Below are 17,642 nucleotides of genomic sequence, written 5' to 3'. Positions count from 1 at the left end.
GGTCTCCTGTGCGGTATCTGCCGATCAGTTCTTCATGCGCAAGGGAATTTGGGGTGCGCTGATGAGCCGGCTCTCGGGAGGCGGAGCAAAATCGGCTTCGAAATGTCCAGGGAGGAGGAAGATGGTCTGGGCTTCCTGCCCCGGGATCTGGAAGGTCAGCCGGTCACCCCCGGCCAGGCAGAGCCGACGGGCCAGCAGGTAGGCTCCCGTATCGACAGGGCGCTGCAGGCGATCGATCTCGTTGAAGTAGAGGTCGAGATCGCGCCGGCGCGCCCCCGTCTCGACATCTTCGATCAGGCGCTCGATGGGCAGCCCGTAAGGATACCAGTTCCACGCGAAAACGGAGTGGTCTTCTCCGAGGGGGCGGCGCCAGTCGTTGCCGTCGCCCGCCGCGTAGGTGGTGAAGATTTCCGGCACCAGGGGCGGGGCGGGGACACTCGGCAGGGGTCGCCACCGGCCGCCGCGCAACTCGAGGCGAAAGCGCTCGCCCGCCAGGGTGTAGACCTCCCAGGCCGTACGGGAGTCGAGCACATCGATGCGTGTGCCGTCCGGAAGACGCAGCACCGGCTCCGGCCGGCGCGTGGCCCAGCTTCCGGCATCGCTCTCCTGCGCCCGCAACCGTTTGCTGGTGGGGAAGAAGTAGGTCTCGGCGCCGCTCGGCGCCTGGACCACCACGGTCCCTTTGCGATCGGTGGCGTCGAGACCGATGCGATAGCCGAAGGGGGAGACCAGCACGGCCCCGTCCTCTTCGAGGCGGCAGGCCGGCAGTTCGGTGCGGAGCCGGCCCTCGTCCAGTCGCAGTTCGAAGCGGGAACCGTCGTTGCGCTCGACGCGGATGGTCGTGCCGTCGGGAAGCCCGCGCAGAAACTCGGCGCCCCGTTCGAAGTGCCGTTGGGAGCGGAAGGCCGGGGCGATGAGTGCACCGGCGGCATCCTCCTCCGGGGGCGAGGCCGCCGAGGGGGCCAGGATCAGCGCGAGCAGGCAGGTCGAAGTCAGGATTCTTGTCATGGCTGCATTCTACTGCTCCCGCGTCGGCACTGCCCCAAGGGGCGGTTTCATGGAAGGTCGGCCCGGCCTTTGCTATTCTCCAACCGAGGTTCTTCTGCCTCCTCAGTTCTGGGTGCCCTCTTCATGCATCGACCGCGACGCCATCACGATGAGCTCCTCCGGCGGGCCCACGGAGCCCTCGAGCAGCAGGACTTCGGGGAAGCCGAGGCCCAGGCTCGCCGGGCGCTGATGCTGCGTCCCGGCTCCCAGCAGGCGCGGGGGGCCCTCTCCTCGGCCCTGATCGAACAGGCACGGTACGACGAGGCCGCCGACTACCTGGGCCAAATGCTCGCCGAGGAGCCGGAGGACCTGGCGGCACTGGCTGATCTGGGGCTGTGCCTGTTCGAACTCTGCGAGTTCTCGGCGGCCGAGGCGGCCCTCTCCAAGGCACTGGAAATCGAGCCTCACGACCCCCAGGCCTCCTACTGGATGGCCCTGTGTCTCGAGCGCAGGAGCCAGTTCGAACTCGCCGAGCGCTACTTCCGCGTGGCTCACGAGATCGACCCCGACGCCTATCCCCGGCCGGTGAGGATCAGCCGCGAAGAATTCGCCAACGCTGTCGCCGCGGCCCTCGAAGAGTTGCCCGACGAACTGCGCTCGCAAATGGTCAATATCTCCATTCTGGTGGAAGATTTGCCTCGAGAAGACGATCTGCGGGCCTACGATCCTCCTCTCGATCCCTGCCTCTACGGTCTTTTCGTCGGGGTGCCCCTGGCCGAGCGCAGCCAGGGGGACCTGCCCGATGTGCCCGCGACGATTTTCATCTATCAGCGCAACCTCGAACGCTTCTGCGGCGATCGCGAGACTCTGCTGCAGGAGATCCGACTGACCCTGCTCCACGAAATCGGGCACTTCCTGGGCTTCGACGAGGAAGAACTCGCCGACCGCGGTCTGGCCTAGGTTGCAACACGCATCAGTGGGCCGCCCCTCCCGGAAGCCTTCGTCCGTGAAATCTTCCCTTGAAATCTTTCTTCGCGGGTGGCGTCGCGCTCGATGGAAAAGGTCCGGGCCCGGTGTCGGGCGGCGGCCCCACAAAACGAACGGTTGCGGACTGCGGCGGAGGGTGAGGCTCTCGGTGCTGCAAAAAAACCGTGGCATTTCCCTCTTGTTCGCTGGTTTTCCTGCTCGATCATCGTAAACCTTGGCGCGGTGTCGCCGGCATGTCGGCCGGCGGGGAGACCGGAACGCGGAGAACGGGGCGGTGCGCTAGTGGGCCGTTTCCACTGGGGAGAGCGATGAAACTACGAAAATATGCGGGATTCCTGCTTCTGACCGCGAGCCTGGCATGGTCGCTCGTGGGCCTGGCGGTGGCGGCCGGGGAGTGCGAGCAACTCTGCCAGCAGCAGTACGCCGAAGATCTGGCCCAGTGCGTGGACGCTCACCAACAGGCCCTGGCCCAGGCGGCCGCCGACCGGGAAGCCTGCCTCGAGCAGGCCCAGTCTTTCCTCGACCAGTTGCGCTGCCAGACGGCGTACCAGTCGGCTCGTTCCCGGGCGGACCTCGCGCGCACGCGCTGCGAGCATCAGGCCGAATCGGCTCTTGCCCAGTGCCTGGTCGATTGCAGCCAGTCTCCCGCGGCGCCCTGATCCCGGTCGGCCGGGTCAGACCGGCTGGTGGGCGAGCAGCTCTTCCGCCTTGCGCAGCAGGGCGTCTTCGATGTTGATCCCCTTGTGGATCACGTCACTGGCGCCAAGGGAGGAAAGGGCCTGCCATTCCGGGCCCAGCAGCGAGGTTTCGTCTCGGCTGGTGTAGATCAGGACGGGAATGTCGGGCCGGGGCAGGGCCCGGAGCACTTCCGTGCCCTCGGCGTCGGGGAGCGTCAGGTCCAGGACGACCAGGTGTACGGGGGAGGTGGCCAGCACCTGCCGCGCTTCGGCGACGGTGCGCACGCCGATGGTGCGGTAGCGCCGGCCGAGAACCTCCGTGGCCAGGTGCAGGAAGAAATCGGTGTCTTCCACCACCAGCACCGTCGAGCCGCCGCCACGGCCTTCCTCCACCGGAAAACGGTGGCCGCACTGGGGGCAGCAGACATCCTCGGCGGCCCCGGAAACGGTTTCGTCGGCGTACTCCTCGACCCGAATCAGCGTGTCGGTGAGGCTCGAGGGAGCCGGGGGCAGGGAACTTCCCCGGACCGGGTGACCGCCGCTGAGGGTCTTCGCGGGCCCCGGGTGCAGGGCCACGGTCTCGCCACACTGTCCGCAGCGAATCTCGCCACTTTCGGGAACTTTCGCCTCGGCGATGCTGTTGACCGTACCACAGGCCGGACAGGGGAATTCGACTTCCTGATGGGACATCCCGGACCTCCGCCTCCCGGTCTGGAACCGGGGGGTCAAGGACCAAGTTGGGTCCCGCGTCGGCCGGATGCCAGCGGGCACGCCGAGAGATTCCCGTCAGGGGAGCAGGAGGCTGGGGTCGATCGGCCTGCCCCGGCGGCGGATTTCGAAGTGCAGATGGGGCCCGGTGGCGTTGCCGGACTGTCCCGAGCGCGCAATGACCTGCCCTCGCTCGACCTCCTGGCCGCGGTGGACGGCCAGTGACTGGTTGTGGGCGTACCAGGACGAAAACCCCCCGGCATGCTCGATCACCACCAGTCGACCATAGCGACCCCGGCGGCCGGCGAAGGTGACCCGGCCGCTCCTGGCCGCGCGGACCGCCGTGCCTGCCGGGGCGGTGATGTCGATGCCCTGGTGGCGACCGTGGGCCCGCCGGACTCCGAAGCGGGAGGAGAGCGGCCCGTCCAGCGGCCAGGACCAGCCGTCCTTCACCAGGGGCCCGGGTTCGGCGGGTGACGCGGGTTGGGCGGGAGGGACCTCCAGCACCCGGGTGGCTCCCGGAATCAGCAGCTTCTGCCCGGCGGCCAGCCTGCGGGGATCGTCCAGGTGGTTGGCCCGCGCGATGTCTTCGAGGGGCACGCCATAGGTGCGGGCGATGCGCCAGAGAGTCTGTCCCCGGCGCACCACGTGGATCACGCCCCGTGGCGTGGGCGCTTCCACGACCGGGGCCCGGGCCGCCATGCGGTGAGTGCCGCAGCCGGTGGCGACGAGGCCCGCGGCCAGGGTCCACGCGATCAGCGCGGGCCTCACGCTTCGCGCTCCATGGAGGAGGCTTGCTCGAGCAGGCGGGCCATGTCCGCCGGCATCTCGGCTCGAACCGCGATCTCGCCCGACTCGCGCCGGGGGTGGGGGAAGACCATCGAGTGGCAGTGGAGCTGGCAGCGATCCGCACCGAGGCGCTCACGCAGGGCGTCGTCCAGTTCGCCCGCTTTCAGGTACTGCCGGACCTGCCTGTCCTCCAGCCCATAGAGCTTGTCGCCCACCACGGGATGGCCCTCGAGGGCCAGATGGGCCCGAATCTGGTGCCGCCGGCCGGTGAGCAACTCGGCCTCCACCAGGCTCAGGCGACCGACCCGGCGCAACACCCGGAAACGGGTCTCGCACTCCCGCGTCTGCGCCGCCAGGGGCGACTGGCGGTAGACCACCGTGTCGGCGGAGTGATAGCCCAGGGGCTGGCGGCAGACAAAAGCGTCCTCGACGGGGTGCCCGAAAACCAGGGCGAGGTAGTGCTTGCGCACTTTTCCCCGCTCGAAGGCGGTCTGGAGCTTTCGCGCCGCCCAGCGATGGCGACTGAGCAGCAGCACGCCCGAGGTCTCGGCATCGAGACGGTGGGCCAGGGTCAGGTCGTCCTCGCCGCGCCGGCGGCGCAGCAGCGAGATGACCGTGTTGCGCAGGTGGTTGTGGGTCGGGTGGACCACGAGCCCGGGAGGCTTGTCGATCGCCAGCAGGTCCTCGTCTTCGTAGAGCACCACCGGGTCGAAGTCGATGGAAGCCTCCTCGGGGTGTGGGCTTTCGATGATCACCTCGCCCCCCTCCCGTACGGGGGTGGAAGGCTTGACCGGGGCATCCCAGCTCAAGCGCACCCGCCGGGCGATGGCTTTCTGGATGCGATTGCGGGAGAGCCGCGGGATCATCCGCATCAGGAATTGATCCAGGCGGTAGCCCGCCATGGCCGGATGCACCCGGAAACGGGTTCGCGTGATGGCTTCGCTGTCTTTCACGCCGGAGAGGTTACCGGATTCGCGAGCGACGTGGGAATGCTGGATAATGCTCCGATCATGAAGCGAACCCACCCCAACCCCAGGTTTTCCACCCGGCTGCTGTCGGCCCTGGCGGTCGCGGCTTTTTTCCTGCCCGGTCTCGCCCAGTACGGAGAGCGGGCCATGGTGGCCCCCGGCGATGCGCTGCCCGCGGGCCTGATCGTCAGCCAGGGCGGGCCTGCGGGCCGGGATCTGGCTCCCCTGGTGGGCAAGCGTCCGGTCCTGGTGACCTACTGGCGCCCGGGGGACGGCCTGTCCGAGGCGGCCCTGACCGGCGCGGTGGACCTGCAGAAGACCCGTGCCACCGGGGCCGTGGTCTTTCCCGTGGCGGTCCTGGCTGCTTCCCAGGCCCCTGAGAGCATCCGCACCCGCCTCGACGCCCTGGGCCTGCCGGACCTGCCGGCGCGCCAGGACGGGGGACAGCTCGCTCGCATCCTCGGTATCCGCAAGACCCCTGCCTTCGCCCTGATCGACGCTGGTGGTGTCCTGCGCCTGGTGGGTGGTGGTGACGTCCAGCAGAACAGTCCTGCCGGTATGACCATCGCCCGGGCGCTCGAGTTGGCCGCCTCGGGCAAGCCGGTGCCCAACCTGGGCACGCTTCCTTCGCGGCCGGTCTACCGTCTGCTGGGCCGCAAGTTGCCCGACCTTGCGGGGACCCTCCTCGATGGCACCACCTGGCGCAAGATTTCCGATCTGCGCCAGGAAGGCAAGAAGACGCTTCTCTTCTACTGGTCGCCCACCTGTCCCCATTGCAAGCGGGCCCTGCCCAAGCTCCGGGACTGGTACACCCGGGCCCGACCGGACGACCTGCTGATCATCGACATCGCCCGGGCGGACTCCCCCTATCTGGCGCGGGAAGTCCCCGGCATGATCGGCCAGTACCCCTGGCCGCACCTGCTGGACAAGGACCGGTCGATCTCCAAGGCTCTGATGGCCCGGGAGACTCCATCGAGCTACCTGCTTTCGGCCGATGGCGAGGTGCTGGGCATCAAGATCGGCGAAAACGTCGACTGGGGGCGGTGGCTCGGCAGCGACTGATCCACCCCTCTCCCCCGATCTTCTGCCGGGCCCCGGCCCCGTGGCGTCCGCTGCCCGGGTGCAGGACAATCTCGGCGGGGCGTGAAGCCTGCGACCCGCGCTGGAGGAACGACCATGGCCGGAAAGCCTTCGAAAAAGCAAAAGGCGCGAGCCCGGAAGCAATCGGCTCCGGCCGGGCCTCCGGCGGCGTCCGGGCCGGAACTGCCCGCCGGAGGTGAACTGGCGGTCCAGGTCTCGCGTTTCGATCTCGGCGCCCAGGAGAAGGTGCTGTCCGAGGCCCTGGGTCCCCCCCCGCCGGGTTACCACCTGACGATCGTGCGCGGATGGATCCGCTCTCCGGGGACCGTGGTGGCTGTCTGGGACATCAACGACGCCAAGGCTCTGGCCCAGGTGGAAGCGGCCGGCTGGGACCGTTTCCGGCTGCGGGTCCTGGACGCCGACGATCGTCTGCTGGCGGAACATGGACCGGCCCGGCGCTCCGGGACCTACCACATCAGTCTCGAAGCCCGCCCCCAGGCCATTCGCCTCGTGATCGGCATCGAGCGGGAGGACGGTTTCTTTCAGACCCTCGCCCGTTCGGGATGGGTGCGCATGCCGCCGCCGCCGGAGTCCCGGCGAGAGGGCCCCGCGCAGCTGGCCGCCCTCGATCCCGACCTGGATCGGCGGGCGCTGCTGGCTGCGGAACCGCCGCCCCGTCCCGGGCACGCTCCCGGCGACAACCGCCTGGGTCCCGGTGCGCGGCTCGCCGGGCGCCTCGGCGTCGCCGCCCGGGCCGCCACCGGCGAGGAGGACCGGCGTCGCGCGCAGGCGGCCCTGGCTCGGGCCTCGACCCCGCAGCCGGGCCGTGACGGTTCCCCGGCAGGGGGCGCGGGAGAGCCGGCGTCCGGCGGAGCCGGGGACGAGGGCGCGCATCGTGGGTCGGCGGCCAGCCGTCATGACCTTCTCGATCCCGGGGAGCCGGCTCCGAGTTCGCCTCGCAAGTGGGGCCCCACCTCTCCCGCGGGACCTTTTTCGGGGCCGGGAAGCGGGGGATGATGCGCAGCGCCGGCGCCCTGGTCCTGGTGCTGCACGCCCACCTCCCCTGGGTGCGTCATCCCGAGCTTCCCTTCTACATGGAAGAGCACTGGCTCTACGAGGCCGTCGCCGAAACTTATCTGCCGCTGATCCAGGCCCTGCGGGCTCTCGAGGCGGACGGCGTGCCGGCGCGGTTGACGGTGGACGTTTCGCCCACCGTCGGCGCGATGCTCGACGATGCCCTGCTGCAGGAGCGTACGCTCGGCTACTTCGACAACCTGTTGGCCCTGGTGGCCAAGGAAAAGCGCCGTACCGCGGGCGACGAGGGCCTCCACCCGGTGGTGCTGTTCTACGAGGAGCGGCTCGAGGGGCTGCGCTCGCTCTACCTGCAGCTCGAGCGGAATATTCCGGCCGAACTGGCCCGTCTCGAACAGGCCGGCATGCTCGAGTTGGCCACCTGCGCGGGAACCCACCCCCTGCTGCCGATGCTCATGGAGCGCCCCGGACTGGTGCGGGGTCACGTGCGCACGGCCGTGCGTGAGCATCGCCGTCTTTTCGGACGCTCGCCGCGGGGGATCTGGCTGCCGGAGTGCGCCTATGCCCCGGGTCTCGATCGCTACCTGGCCGAGGCCGATCTGCGCTGGTTCATCGTCGATGCCCACGGCGTGCTCACCGCGGATCCTGCGCCGCACCGGGGAGTCCATGCCCCCGTCTACACCGAGTACGGTGTGGCGGCCTTCGCCCGCGACCTCGAACCCGCCCGGCAGGTCTGGTCGGCCGAAGCCGGCTATCCCGGGGATCCCCTGTACCGGGAGTTCTACCGGGACGTGGGCTGGGACCTGCCCCTCGAGCACGTGCGCGATCACATCGATCCGGACGGCACCCGGATGTTCACCGGGCTCAAGTACTATCGCATCACCGGTCGCGGCGACGATCATCGCGAACCGTATCACCCCGGTTGGGCCCGACAACGAGCCCACGACCACGCGGGGCATTTCTTCGATTGCCGGGTGGCCGACGCGCGGGAACTCGCCGGTCGCTTCGGCGCGCCGCCGGTGATCACCAGCCCCTACGACGCGGAACTCTTCGGGCACTGGTGGTTCGAGGGCCCCTGGTTCCTCGAATCGCTGCTGCGCAAGGTGGCCTACGACACCGACCGGCTCGATGCTCTCAGCCCGATGGATGTTCTCGAGCGCTGGCCCGAGCAACAGGTGGTCGCCCTGGAGGCCAGCACGTGGGGCGCCGGAGGTTACTTCGACGTCTGGCTCGGAGCCGCCAACGAGTGGTGCATGCCTCATCTGGTGGGCGTGGGGGAGCGTTTCATCGCCCAACTGCGTCGCCATGAGGGCCGGGATGCGTCCACCGACCGGGTCCTGGCCCAGATGGCCCGGGAAATGATGCTGGCCCAGTCCAGCGACTGGCCCTTCCTGATGAGCACCGGGACGGCCGTGGACTATGCACGTCGGCGTTTTGTCGAGCACGTGCAGCGTTTCAATCGCCTCGATGCCATGCTGGAATCGGGAAATATCGACGAAGAGTTTCTCGCTCTGTGCGAGCAACGCGACGGTCTGTTTCCTTCCCTCGACCTGGCCGACTTCGCATGAGCGGGAGCGATCGAATGGAATCGTTGGTAGCCGGGCTCTCCCGCGTGCGTGTCGTGGTGGTCGAGCCCGCCTATGACGGGAACCTGGGCCAGCTCGCCCGGGCGATGAGCAACTTCGGCCTGACCCGTCTGCACCTGGTGGGAGGCAGCGCCGATCCGGACTCCGACGAGGCGCGGTGGTATGCCCGCGACGAGGCCCTGAAGGTACTCGAGGGCGTCCGCCGGCACGGAAGCCTGCTCGAGGCGGTGGCCGATTGTCGGATGGTGATCGCCACCTCCCGGCGCCTGGGCCGTCGCCGGGGGCCGGTGCAGACACCGGGCGAACTGTTCGAGGAGCTGGCGCCCTGGCGGGCCCCCTGGGAGACCGCCATCGTCTTCGGTCGCGAAGCTCACGGTCTTTCCACCGCCGAACTCGACCTCTGCCAGCGGGTGATCTGGATTCCCACCGATCCGGCCCACCCGTCGATGAACCTGGCCCATTCGGTGGCGGTCGTGGGCTATGCCCTGGCGACGGCCGCCCGGGCCGGTGACTACGGTCGGGTGGACGAAGAACAGTCCGAGCCCGCCGACCGGGAAAGCGTGGAGGCGATGTTTCAGCATGCTCGTCGGGTCTGGGTGCGGATCGGCTACCTGCATTATCAGAATCCCGACGCGATCCTCAGGGCCTGGCGCAAGCTCTTCGCCCGTACGGGTTTGACCGGGCGGGACCTGCGGGTGATCCGCGCCCTGCTGCATCAGACCGAATGGGTGGCCAAGGTGGCGGGCATCCCTCCCGGGGGGCCGGAGGAGGCGCCCGAGGGCATGTTCGACAAACATGGCGAACGTCGGCGCGAACGCCGGGAAGGGTGAGCGAAACGTCGGTTCCTCCCGCGGCATCCGAGAAAGCAGGAGGGGGCGTTTGAACTGTCGAAAGAAGCGTGCGCGAACACAGTGCGGAGAGAGCATGAGCCGAAACACCCCTGGGAACGTCCGTCCGGCCTGTCAGAACATCTTTTTTCTCCGTCAGGGCCGGGCGCTGCTCGAGGGACTGTCCGGGGAACTCTATCGCCGACCGCTGCTCGGCGGGCCGAGCGGGTCGGTGGGCGGTCAGTTCCGGCACTGCATCGACTACTACCGCTGCTTGCTGCGGGACCTGGATTCCGGACGCATCGACTACGATCGGCGGCAGCGGGATCCGGCCCTCGAGAACGAGCCGGCCGCGGCGATCGCGGCGCTCCGGGCCCTGGAGGACGAGTTGGCGGCCATCGACGCCGGGCCGGTTCGGCATCGGCTCGAGGTCAAGGCCGATCGCTACGGCGACGGAGCGGAGCTGAGGGGCGAGTGGATCCTCTCGTCTCTCGAGCGGGAGATGCTCTTCCTGCTCTCCCACACGGTGCATCATTTCGCACTGATCGCGCTGATGTTGCGTCAACTGGGTGTAGAGGTGGATCGCGCTTTCGGCGTGGCGCCGTCGACCCTCCAGCACTGGGGAGATGCGGCCCCGTGTGCACCCTGAGTTGGCTCTTTTTCGGCGGTGGTTACGAACTCCATTTCAATCGGGACGAATCCCGGGCCCGCCGCGAGGCGGCGCCCCCCCGGGTGGTGAGCGGCGGCGATTGCAGCTTCGTCGCGCCGGTGGACGGGGAGGCCGGGGGCACCTGGATCGCGGTCAATGCGGCGGGGATCGGCCTGGCCCTGCTCAACCGGTACGACCGGGAAGGTCGCAGCGGAGAGCGCAGTCGGGGTTTGCTGGTCGCCGAACTGGCATCCCTGGGCGATCTCCGGCATCTGGGCGAGGCCCTCGGCAGCGAGCGGCTCGAGCGCTATGCACCCTTCGACCTGGCCGTCTTTCATCCCGCGGCCGGGGGGCTCTGCTGGACCTGGGACGGTCGCCGGCTGAGCGGGCGCGCGCTGATCGCCGCTGACCTGCCGCTGGTTTCCTCAGGTTTCGATTCCCGGGGCGTGGATCGGCGACGCCGGGAAGTCTTCCGGGAGGTGGGGGAGCCGACCAGCGCGCGCCTGACCGCGCTGCACCGCTGCCATGCGCCGGAAAAGGGGCCCTATTCGGTGTGCATGCACCGTCCCGACGCCGCGACGGTCAGCTACACGCGTGTTCGTGTCGCCGGTCGGCGGGCCCGGATGGAGTACATCGGCGGGCCTCCCTGCCGGGGCGGCGTGCCGCTGTGTCGCGAACTGGTGCTGGGGCGGGGCGGATGAGGCCGGCCCACCGTTGGCGCCGCCGCCTGGCCGGGTGGTGGCTGCGCTGGAAGCGCTGGGAGTTCTGGCCCCCCTGGGCGCTCTACCCGCCGATCGTCGCCTGGATCCTGTGGCTGACTCTCCGCCACGGCGGTCTGTCCGTATTCACCTCGGTCAATACGAAGTTGTGGAGCGCCGGCGTGATCGGGGGATCCAAGATCCGGATCCTCGCCGCGCTGTCTTCCTGCGACGAACGGGTGGCCCGCTCGTGGCTGTTGGCACCGGATCCCGACCTGGACCGTCGCACCGAGCGCCTGCTCGAGGCCACCGCCCGGCTCGGCCTGGACTGGCCGGTGGTGCTCAAGCCCGACAGCGGCGCCCGGGGGCGCGGGGTGGGTATCGTGCATGACGGGGCCGAGGCCCGCGCCCATCTGGCCGCCGAGCCGGGGCCCCTGGTGCTGCAGGAGTACGTGCCCGGCAGGGAGTACGGCGTCTTCTACACCCGCATGCCCGGTGAGGCTCGGGGGCGGATCTTTTCGATCACGGACAAGCGCCCGGCCGAGGTGGTGGGAGACGGCCGCCGTTGCCTCGAGGAGCTGATCTATGACGACCCTCGCGCCGTGGCCCTGGCCCGGGTCTACTGCGAGGGCCTGGCAGGCCGCCTGGCGGAGGTCCCCGCCGCCGGCGAACGCGTGCGGCTCGGGGAACTGGGCACCCACTGCCGGGGAGCGATCTTCCTCGATGGGAACCACCTCCGGACCCCGGCCCTCGAGGATGCCGTCGACCGGCTGGCCTCGGCCGTCGAGGGCTTTCATTTCGGCCGTTTCGACCTGCGTGCCCCCTCCGAGCAGGCCTTCCGCCGGGGCCGCTTCAAGGTCGTCGAACTCAACGGCCTGGTATCCGAGGCGGCTCATGTCTACGACCCGTCGTTTTCCCTGCTGGCTGCCTACCGGGTGTTTTTCCGCCAGTGGAGCCTGGCGGCCCGGATCGGCGCCCGGCAGCGGCGACGGGGCCACCGGGGGGCCGGATTCGGGCAGGTGTTGCGAGCGGCGCTGGACCATCGGCGCCGCCGATCGAGCGGGCGCTGACTTGCGGGCCGGCGCCGCTGGTGGAACGATGGCCCGCCATGTCTGCGGTCCATCTTGAAATCGCCACCCGCGGAGCGGGGCTCTACGAGATTACGGGGCGCGTGGCCCGGGTCGTGGAGGAGAGCGGGGTCGACGAGGGGCTGGCACTGGTCTTCGTCCTGCACACGAGCGCCAGCCTGCTGATCCAGGAAAACGCCGATCCGTCGGTGCAGCGCGACCTGCTGACTTTTTTCTCCCGCCTGGCCCCGGAATCGGCGGCCTGGGAGCACGCGGCGGAAGGAGACGACGACATGCCGGCTCATTTGCGCTCGGCTTTGACCCACACATCCGAGGTGATTCCCATCGCCGGGGGCCGTCTCCTGCTCGGCACCTGGCAGGGGCTCTACCTCTTCGAGCACCGGCGCGCTCCTCACCGGCGGCGGGTCCACGTGCGAGTCCTGGCCGACCGATGACGCGCGCGAAGCGGCCTGGTAGCCGCCAGGTGGGTGTGCTCTTCCTGATCGTCTTCATCGACCTGGTGGGGTTCGGGATGGTGATCCCGATCCTGCCTCTCTACGCGGAAAAGTACGATCCCCCGGGGTGGCTTTTCGGGCTTTTCATGGCCTCCTTCTCGGCCATGCAGTTCATTTTTTCGCCCCTGCTCGGCGCCCTCTCCGATCGCGTCGGCCGTCGTCCCGTGCTGGTGATTTCCATGCTGGGGGCGGCAGCCGGCTATGCCTTGCTGGCGATGGCGGATTCCATGCTTCTGCTCTTCGCCTCCCGCATCGTGGCCGGGGTCTGTGGGGCCAATATCGCCACCGCCCAGGCCGTCATCGCCGATTTGACGGGGCCGGAGGGGCGCACCCGGGCGATGGGAATCATCGGTGCAGCCTTCGGCCTGGGTTTCATCTTCGGGCCGGCTCTCGGCGGATTGCTGGTGCACTACGGCGAGGCCTGGCCCGGGGTGGCCGCCAGCCTGGCGTCCTTGACCGCGGCCATCCTGGTTCTCGTGCTGCTGCCTGAAACCAGGTTCCTGAGGACCGGCTCGACTCTCCCGCGCCGCCGCCTGGACTGGGCTGTGCTGACCCAGGTGCTGCGTGATCCTCTGCTGGGCATCTGCCTGGTGCTGATCCTGCTGGTCATCACGGCTTTTTCGGCTTTCGAGACCACCTTCGCCCAGTTCCTCCTGGCGGTCTACGGGCTTGAGCCACGCGAGATCGCGTTTCTCTTCGTCTACGCGGGAGTGCTGGCCGCCATCGTGCAGGGGGGCCTGGTCGGACGTCTCTCCAGGCGCTTCGGTGAGGCGCGGCTGATCACTTTCGGTGTGGTTCTCGCGGCGATCTCCCTGGGGCTGCTGCCCCTGGTGAAGGCCTTTCCCCTGCTGCTGGCCGTGCTGGCCGGCCTGGCCCTGGGTATCGGCCTGACCACGCCCAGCCTGGCGTCCCTGACCTCCCAGCTCGCCCCGGACGAGCAGGTGGGGCGGGTGATGGGGCAATACCAGTCCCTCTCCAGCCTGGGTCGGATCGTCGGCCCCTTCGCCGCCGAGATCGCCTTTGCCTCCAGCATCGGCCTGCCGAGCTTCGGCGGTAGCGCGCTGCTGGTCGTGGGGGCGGCGCTGGCCCTGCTGCTGGCCGTTCGCCTCAGGCGGGCCGGCCGTTTGACGCCTGTCGGTGGCGCTGGCTAGGCTCGCGGGGATGAGCGACCAGCGACGAGACGACGGCAAACTACCGGTCCGCATCACCGAAGTCGGTCCGCGGGACGGCCTGCAGAACGAGCGACGCCTGCTCGACGTGGACCAGCGGGTCGAGCTGGTCGAACGCCTGGCGGACGCCGGTCTGCGCGAGATCGAGATCGGCTCGTTCGTGCATCCGCGCTGGGTGCCGCAAATGAGCCATACCGAGGCGGTGGCGGCCCGGGTGCGGCGTCGCCCCGGCGTGGTCTACTGGGGGCTGATTCCCAACATGCGGGGGCTCGAGCGAGCGATCCGTGCCGGGTTGACCCACGTGGCCACGGTGATGTCGGCCAGCGAGACCCACAATCGCAAGAATATCAATCGCACCCGGGAGCAGAGCCTGGAAGAAATCCGCGCCATCGCCCGGCGGGTGGCGGCCGAGGGCTTGGTGTTGCGGACCTACGTGTCCACCGCCTTTGGCTGCCCCTTCGAAGGCCCGGTCGACTTCGACCAGGTGTTGGACCTGGTCCGGACCCTGGCCGAGCTCGAGGTGGAAGGGGTTTCCCTGGGGGACACCGTCGGCGTCGGGCAGCCCGGGCAGATTCGCGAGGGCTGCGAGCGGGCGCTGGAAGTGCTGGGGCCCGAGAAGCTGGTGCTGCACCTGCATGACACCCAGGGCCTGGCTCTGGCCAACGCCCTGGTGGCTGTGCAGGCCGGCGTGCGTCGCCTGGACAGCTCCGTGGGTGGAACAGGAGGCTGCCCCTACGCTCCGGGGGCATCGGGCAACGTGGGCACCGAAGACCTGGTCAACCTGCTCGAGGGGCTCGGTTTCGCCACCGGGGTGGACGTGGGGCGACTGGTGGAGACTTCCCGCTGGCTCGAGCAGTCTGCCGGGGTGAGCCTTTCCTCCCGCTATTACCGCTATGCCCTGGCCCGCTCCTTCTACGGCAAGGACTCAGCCTGAGTCCGGACCTCCGGACGTCGTGCCCGGGCGGAACAGCATCGCCTGGCGATGGGTCTCGCGCAGGACCTCGAGGGGACGCCACAGCCCCTGCCGGCAGAGGTCGAGGAAGGGCGCCAGTTCGCTGCCCGCGATTTCCATGTAGAGCAGTGTCTGCGCATCGACGACGGGTCGCAGGGATTCGAGCCAGGCGAGGCTGTGGCCCGGGTGATCCAGGTGCACCAGGTTCCAGGCTTTCGTCCCGGGCAGGATGTCCGGGCCTGGGCCGCCGATCCGTCGGCGTACGAACGGCGGCTTGGCCGGACCCAACGCGTCGCCGATGGCCTCGGTGGGACAGACCAGCCAGCCCGGTTCGAGGGGGTGCGCGAAATGCTGGTAGAAGACGGCGGCCGGGCCCAGTTCACCGCCGCCGACGAGCAGGATGCGCGGTCGGGGCGGCAGCAGGGCGAGCACCTTGTCCAGCTCGGAAGCCCGGGGCAGCCGGCCGTGGATCAGCTCCTGCTGGAAGCCGGCGACCGGGTCGTCGATGTGGAAGGTGAAGTGCCGGCCTCGATGTTCGACCCGGGCCGTGATTTCGAGAAGGCGGGCGTGGCGAGCCAGCAGGCGGCGCACGGAACGGCGCCACTGGGCCGCACCGGGGCTTTTCGGGCCGCCGGCGTGGGTCCCCCGGCGATTGTGGAAAAGAGGCCGGTCGATCTTTCTGCAGCGCGAAGAGGCCCAGACTCGGAGGTAGTAGTCAAAGTCCTCCCCGGCATCGAGAGTCTCGTCGAAGGGGTGCTGGAGGGCTACCCGGGTGCGCACGAAGTGGCCCATCTGCAAGGTCAGGAAGGGGTCGTTGACCACGATCAACAACAGGTCGTCGGTGGGTCCGAGCTGGCCCTCCCGAAGCCGTGGGGCGGGTTGCTCGGCCGAGAAGGCCGAGATCAGGCCCCACAGACCATCGACGGTGTCGGCGTAGGGCGCGTGATGGCCGAAGGCTTGCCGGTCCATCAGATCGTCGGCGTCGAGGAAAAAGATCCACTCCGCGCCACCGGCGGCCGCCTCGGCGACACCGCGGTTCCGGGCCCGGGAGCGTCCCAGCCGGCCTTGACTGTCGTCGATACCGATCCAGCGCCAGGAGGCGAAGATGCCCGGGTCCTCCGCGAAGGCCGCCTCCACCGATGCCCGGGCCAAGACGGCCATCTCTTCGTGGCCCGGGCCGATGGGGGTGATCACCGCACAGGCGGGTGCGGGTGGTGTGGAAGTCGAGTTCGAGGCGGCTGCGGACATGGTCGTCTCCAATGCCCATGCTATCTTCCCTTGGGACCTGTTCGGAAGAACCGCTTTCCCCGTTCCGGCCCGGCTGTGCGCGGCGGGGAGGCGGCGGGAAGAGGTGACCGGGTGCGAAAGAACCGGCGGGGAATCGTGAGTGGAGCGGTGACGGCGATTCACGATCGGCCGTTCGTCGTGCTGCTCGTCGGGCTGAGAATCAACAAGTGGTGGCGCGTCGATCATGCCTGGCAGGCCCTGCGGGTGTTTCGGCGGTTGCACCGCGAACTCGAACAGAACCCCGCCGAGGGGCTGCTGGCCTACCAGTGGTGGTGGGGCCATCCCATGCTCAGCGTCCAGTACTGGGAGTCCTGGGAGCATGTCGAGGCCTGGGCCCGCCGGCGGGAGGGCGGGCACCGGCAAGCGTGGACCGACTATGCCCAGCGACTGCGTCCGGCGGGGTCCATCGGCGTCTGGCACGAAACCTATATCATCGAGCCGGGGAAGTACGAAACCGTCTACAACGCGATGCCGCTCTTCGGTTTGGGGCGGGCGGTCGCTTCCGTGGTGCCGGCGCGGGGCCGGGCAGGCCGCGCATCGGGCCGTATCGCACTGGGTGGACAGGACTTGACGTCGTCTTCGGCGGAGGCCATGCTGGGCCGGGCTACGGGTGGAGGACCGCACCCAAAGTGAGCGCGAAAATCCTGATCGTCGAAGATGACCGCGTGACTTTGCGCCTGGTCGAGAGGCTGCTGCAGGCGCAGGGCTACCAGGCGGTGGGCGCCCCGACGGCCGAGGACGCGATCGAGCATCTCGAGCAGTCCGAGTTCGATCTGCTGATCCTCGACGTGGGCCTGCCGGGGACCGACGGCATCACTTTCTGCCGGGAGCTGCGGGCCAAGTGGTTCCTGCCGGTGATCATGCTCACAGCCCGCAGCGGCGCGCGGGAGAAGGTCGAAGGGTTGGAGGTCGGCGCCGACGACTACCTGACCAAGCCTTTCGAATCCGGTGAGCTGCTCGCCCGGGTGCGGGCCCAACTCCGGCGAGCCCGGAATTACTCCATGCGCTCCACCCGTCCCGATCGCATCGAACTCGGCGAGGTGGTGCTCGACTTCACCCAGCGGGATGCTCTCGTGAACGGGGAGCGGGCCGGCCTGACGCAGCGGGAGTTCGAGGTCATGGCCTACCTGGCCCGTCATCCCGGTCGTCCGCTTCCCAGGGAGCAGGTCTTCGAGAACGTCTGGGGTTTCGCCGAAGAGTTCAACACCAACAGTCTCGACGTGATCATTCATCGCATCCGCAAGAAGATCGAGAAAGACGCCTCCAGGCCCCGTCACCTGGTGACCGTGCGCGGATTCGGTTACAAGCTCGACGCTGGGGGCCCGGGCGTGTCCGCCGGGTGAGCCCTGCGTGGGCCCGGATCTCCTCCCTGGAAAAATAGAAGGCGGGGCCGCCGGAAAGCAGCCCCGCCGATAGGGTGCCGGGAAAACGCCCCGCCCCTCGCCCCGGCTCAGGCTCACGGTCGGCAGGGGGGGGGGAGTGCGCCGACTGTGCTGTGTGTTGGAGTGGGTTTGCGGCCTGAGCTCGGTGCCCCGAAACGGGAACGAGTCGTCCTCCCGGCGATCAAGAGGGGCTTCGATGGCTTCGCAGTGTTTCGAAGAGCTTGCCCTCCTGTTTCGACGCAAGATATAGGTTCCCCCGGGTGAGGACTCAAAATGAACAGT

19 protein-coding genes are annotated in these 17,642 nt (G+C 68.9%); 14 read left to right on the top strand and 5 right to left on the bottom strand.

Features of this window, described 5'->3' with window-relative positions; all coding sequences use genetic code 11:
* Nucleotides 1-24 precede the first annotated feature (24 nt).
* Nucleotides 25-1,008, bottom strand: coding sequence for a hypothetical protein (locus Q9Q40_10545; protein MDQ7007662.1), 984 nt, complete (start codon nucleotides 1,006-1,008; stop codon nucleotides 25-27).
* 123 nt (nucleotides 1,009-1,131) lie between these two features.
* Between Q9Q40_10545 and Q9Q40_10540 the strand changes: the two genes are divergently transcribed.
* A complete protein-coding gene (locus tag Q9Q40_10540; protein ID MDQ7007661.1) occupies nucleotides 1,132-1,947 on the top strand; it encodes a metallopeptidase family protein in 816 nt (271 codons plus the stop codon).
* A gap of 335 nt (nucleotides 1,948-2,282) precedes the next feature.
* On the top strand, nucleotides 2,283-2,633 hold the full coding sequence (locus Q9Q40_10535; GenBank protein MDQ7007660.1) for a hypothetical protein: 351 nt from the start codon (nucleotides 2,283-2,285) through the stop codon (nucleotides 2,631-2,633).
* Nucleotides 2,634-2,648: 15 nt separating this feature from the next.
* On the opposite strand, the gene Q9Q40_10530 is transcribed toward Q9Q40_10535, so the two are convergent.
* The 3 genes from Q9Q40_10530 to Q9Q40_10520 form a co-directional block, all read right to left on the bottom strand.
* A complete protein-coding gene (locus Q9Q40_10530; protein ID MDQ7007659.1) occupies nucleotides 2,649-3,341 on the bottom strand; it encodes a response regulator in 693 nt (230 codons plus the stop codon).
* 96 nt (nucleotides 3,342-3,437) lie between these two features.
* Nucleotides 3,438-4,130: a LysM peptidoglycan-binding domain-containing M23 family metallopeptidase gene (locus Q9Q40_10525; protein ID MDQ7007658.1), complete on the bottom strand. Its 693-nt coding sequence runs from the start codon at nucleotides 4,128-4,130 to the stop codon at nucleotides 3,438-3,440.
* On the bottom strand, nucleotides 4,127-5,101 hold the full coding sequence (locus Q9Q40_10520) for an RluA family pseudouridine synthase (protein ID MDQ7007657.1): 975 nt from the start codon (nucleotides 5,099-5,101) through the stop codon (nucleotides 4,127-4,129). The genes Q9Q40_10525 and Q9Q40_10520 overlap by 4 nt, the downstream gene beginning before the upstream one ends.
* A 57-nt stretch (nucleotides 5,102-5,158) precedes the next feature.
* Between Q9Q40_10520 and Q9Q40_10515 the strand changes: the two genes are divergently transcribed.
* The 10 genes from Q9Q40_10515 to Q9Q40_10470 all read left to right on the top strand — a co-directional run bounded on the left by Q9Q40_10515 (nucleotide 5,159) and on the right by Q9Q40_10470 (nucleotide 14,673).
* Nucleotides 5,159-6,178: a TlpA disulfide reductase family protein gene (locus Q9Q40_10515; protein ID MDQ7007656.1), complete on the top strand. Its 1,020-nt coding sequence runs from the start codon at nucleotides 5,159-5,161 to the stop codon at nucleotides 6,176-6,178.
* A gap of 114 nt (nucleotides 6,179-6,292) precedes the next feature.
* Nucleotides 6,293-7,213 carry a DUF4912 domain-containing protein gene (locus Q9Q40_10510; protein MDQ7007655.1) on the top strand — a complete coding sequence of 307 codons (921 nt, stop codon included), beginning with the start codon at nucleotides 6,293-6,295 and terminating at the stop codon, nucleotides 7,211-7,213.
* Nucleotides 7,210-8,796, top strand: coding sequence for a DUF1957 domain-containing protein (locus Q9Q40_10505; GenBank protein ID MDQ7007654.1), 1,587 nt, complete (start codon nucleotides 7,210-7,212; stop codon nucleotides 8,794-8,796). Before Q9Q40_10510 ends, Q9Q40_10505 begins: the two co-directional genes overlap by 4 nt.
* 14 nt (nucleotides 8,797-8,810) lie before the next feature.
* A complete protein-coding gene (locus Q9Q40_10500; GenBank protein ID MDQ7007653.1) occupies nucleotides 8,811-9,644 on the top strand; it encodes a TrmH family RNA methyltransferase in 834 nt (277 codons plus the stop codon).
* 94 nt (nucleotides 9,645-9,738) lie between these two features.
* Entirely contained in the window at nucleotides 9,739-10,290 is a 552-nt protein-coding gene (locus Q9Q40_10495; protein MDQ7007652.1) for a hypothetical protein, read from the top strand.
* Nucleotides 10,278-10,991: an NRDE family protein gene (locus tag Q9Q40_10490; GenBank protein MDQ7007651.1), complete on the top strand. Its 714-nt coding sequence runs from the start codon at nucleotides 10,278-10,280 to the stop codon at nucleotides 10,989-10,991. The genes Q9Q40_10495 and Q9Q40_10490 overlap by 13 nt, the downstream gene beginning before the upstream one ends.
* On the top strand, nucleotides 10,988-12,058 hold the full coding sequence (locus Q9Q40_10485) for a hypothetical protein (GenBank protein ID MDQ7007650.1): 1,071 nt from the start codon (nucleotides 10,988-10,990) through the stop codon (nucleotides 12,056-12,058). The genes Q9Q40_10490 and Q9Q40_10485 overlap by 4 nt, the downstream gene beginning before the upstream one ends.
* Before the next feature lie 38 nt (nucleotides 12,059-12,096).
* Complete coding sequence (locus Q9Q40_10480) at nucleotides 12,097-12,510, top strand: secondary thiamine-phosphate synthase enzyme YjbQ (GenBank protein ID MDQ7007649.1); 414 nt, start codon at nucleotides 12,097-12,099, stop codon at nucleotides 12,508-12,510.
* On the top strand, nucleotides 12,507-13,721 hold the full coding sequence (locus Q9Q40_10475) for an MFS transporter (protein MDQ7007648.1): 1,215 nt from the start codon (nucleotides 12,507-12,509) through the stop codon (nucleotides 13,719-13,721). Before Q9Q40_10480 ends, Q9Q40_10475 begins: the two co-directional genes overlap by 4 nt.
* A gap of 10 nt (nucleotides 13,722-13,731) precedes the next feature.
* A complete protein-coding gene (locus Q9Q40_10470; protein ID MDQ7007647.1) occupies nucleotides 13,732-14,673 on the top strand; it encodes a hydroxymethylglutaryl-CoA lyase in 942 nt (313 codons plus the stop codon).
* On the opposite strand, the gene Q9Q40_10465 is transcribed toward Q9Q40_10470, so the two are convergent.
* The gene (locus tag Q9Q40_10465; protein MDQ7007646.1) at nucleotides 14,665-15,939 is read right to left on the bottom strand and encodes a hypothetical protein; all 1,275 of its coding nucleotides are present in this window, start codon (nucleotides 15,937-15,939) and stop codon (nucleotides 14,665-14,667) included. The two genes, Q9Q40_10470 and Q9Q40_10465, sit on opposite strands and share 9 nt — an antisense overlap.
* A 111-nt stretch (nucleotides 15,940-16,050) precedes the next feature.
* Here Q9Q40_10465 and Q9Q40_10460 point away from each other — a divergent pair, with 111 nt between their 5' ends.
* Together Q9Q40_10460 and Q9Q40_10455 are read left to right on the top strand one after the other, a co-directional pair.
* Nucleotides 16,051-16,611: a DUF4188 domain-containing protein gene (locus Q9Q40_10460; protein MDQ7007645.1), complete on the top strand. Its 561-nt coding sequence runs from the start codon at nucleotides 16,051-16,053 to the stop codon at nucleotides 16,609-16,611.
* Complete coding sequence (locus tag Q9Q40_10455) at nucleotides 16,608-17,321, top strand: response regulator transcription factor (GenBank protein MDQ7007644.1); 714 nt, start codon at nucleotides 16,608-16,610, stop codon at nucleotides 17,319-17,321. Before Q9Q40_10460 ends, Q9Q40_10455 begins: the two co-directional genes overlap by 4 nt.
* Nucleotides 17,322-17,642: the final 321 nt, after the last annotated feature.

The sequence above is a fragment of the Acidobacteriota bacterium genome (genome assembly GCA_030949985.1).
Lineage (GTDB): Bacteria > Acidobacteriota > Polarisedimenticolia > J045 > J045 > JALTMS01.
This window is presented reverse-complemented; position numbering and strand designations above follow the sequence as displayed.

Bases quoted from the DNA above. Each gene is read 5' to 3' on its own strand.
- Q9Q40_10545 (MDQ7007662.1), bottom strand. From the start codon at position 1,008: ATGACAAGAATCCTGACTTCGACCTGCCTGCTCGCGCTGATCCTGGCC.
- Q9Q40_10540 (MDQ7007661.1), top strand. From the start codon at position 1,132: ATGCATCGACCGCGACGCCATCACGATGAGCTCCTCCGGCGGGCCCAC.
- Q9Q40_10535 (MDQ7007660.1), top strand. From the start codon at position 2,283: ATGAAACTACGAAAATATGCGGGATTCCTGCTTCTGACCGCGAGCCTG.
- Q9Q40_10530 (MDQ7007659.1), bottom strand. From the start codon at position 3,341: ATGTCCCATCAGGAAGTCGAATTCCCCTGTCCGGCCTGTGGTACGGTC.
- Q9Q40_10515 (MDQ7007656.1), top strand. From the start codon at position 5,159: ATGAAGCGAACCCACCCCAACCCCAGGTTTTCCACCCGGCTGCTGTCG.
- Q9Q40_10510 (MDQ7007655.1), top strand. From the start codon at position 6,293: ATGGCCGGAAAGCCTTCGAAAAAGCAAAAGGCGCGAGCCCGGAAGCAA.
- Q9Q40_10505 (MDQ7007654.1), top strand. From the start codon at position 7,210: ATGATGCGCAGCGCCGGCGCCCTGGTCCTGGTGCTGCACGCCCACCTC.
- Q9Q40_10500 (MDQ7007653.1), top strand. From the start codon at position 8,811: ATGGAATCGTTGGTAGCCGGGCTCTCCCGCGTGCGTGTCGTGGTGGTC.
- Q9Q40_10495 (MDQ7007652.1), top strand. From the start codon at position 9,739: ATGAGCCGAAACACCCCTGGGAACGTCCGTCCGGCCTGTCAGAACATC.
- Q9Q40_10485 (MDQ7007650.1), top strand. From the start codon at position 10,988: ATGAGGCCGGCCCACCGTTGGCGCCGCCGCCTGGCCGGGTGGTGGCTG.
- Q9Q40_10480 (MDQ7007649.1), top strand. From the start codon at position 12,097: ATGTCTGCGGTCCATCTTGAAATCGCCACCCGCGGAGCGGGGCTCTAC.
- Q9Q40_10475 (MDQ7007648.1), top strand. From the start codon at position 12,507: ATGACGCGCGCGAAGCGGCCTGGTAGCCGCCAGGTGGGTGTGCTCTTC.
- Q9Q40_10470 (MDQ7007647.1), top strand. From the start codon at position 13,732: ATGAGCGACCAGCGACGAGACGACGGCAAACTACCGGTCCGCATCACC.
- Q9Q40_10465 (MDQ7007646.1), bottom strand. From the start codon at position 15,939: ATGTCCGCAGCCGCCTCGAACTCGACTTCCACACCACCCGCACCCGCC.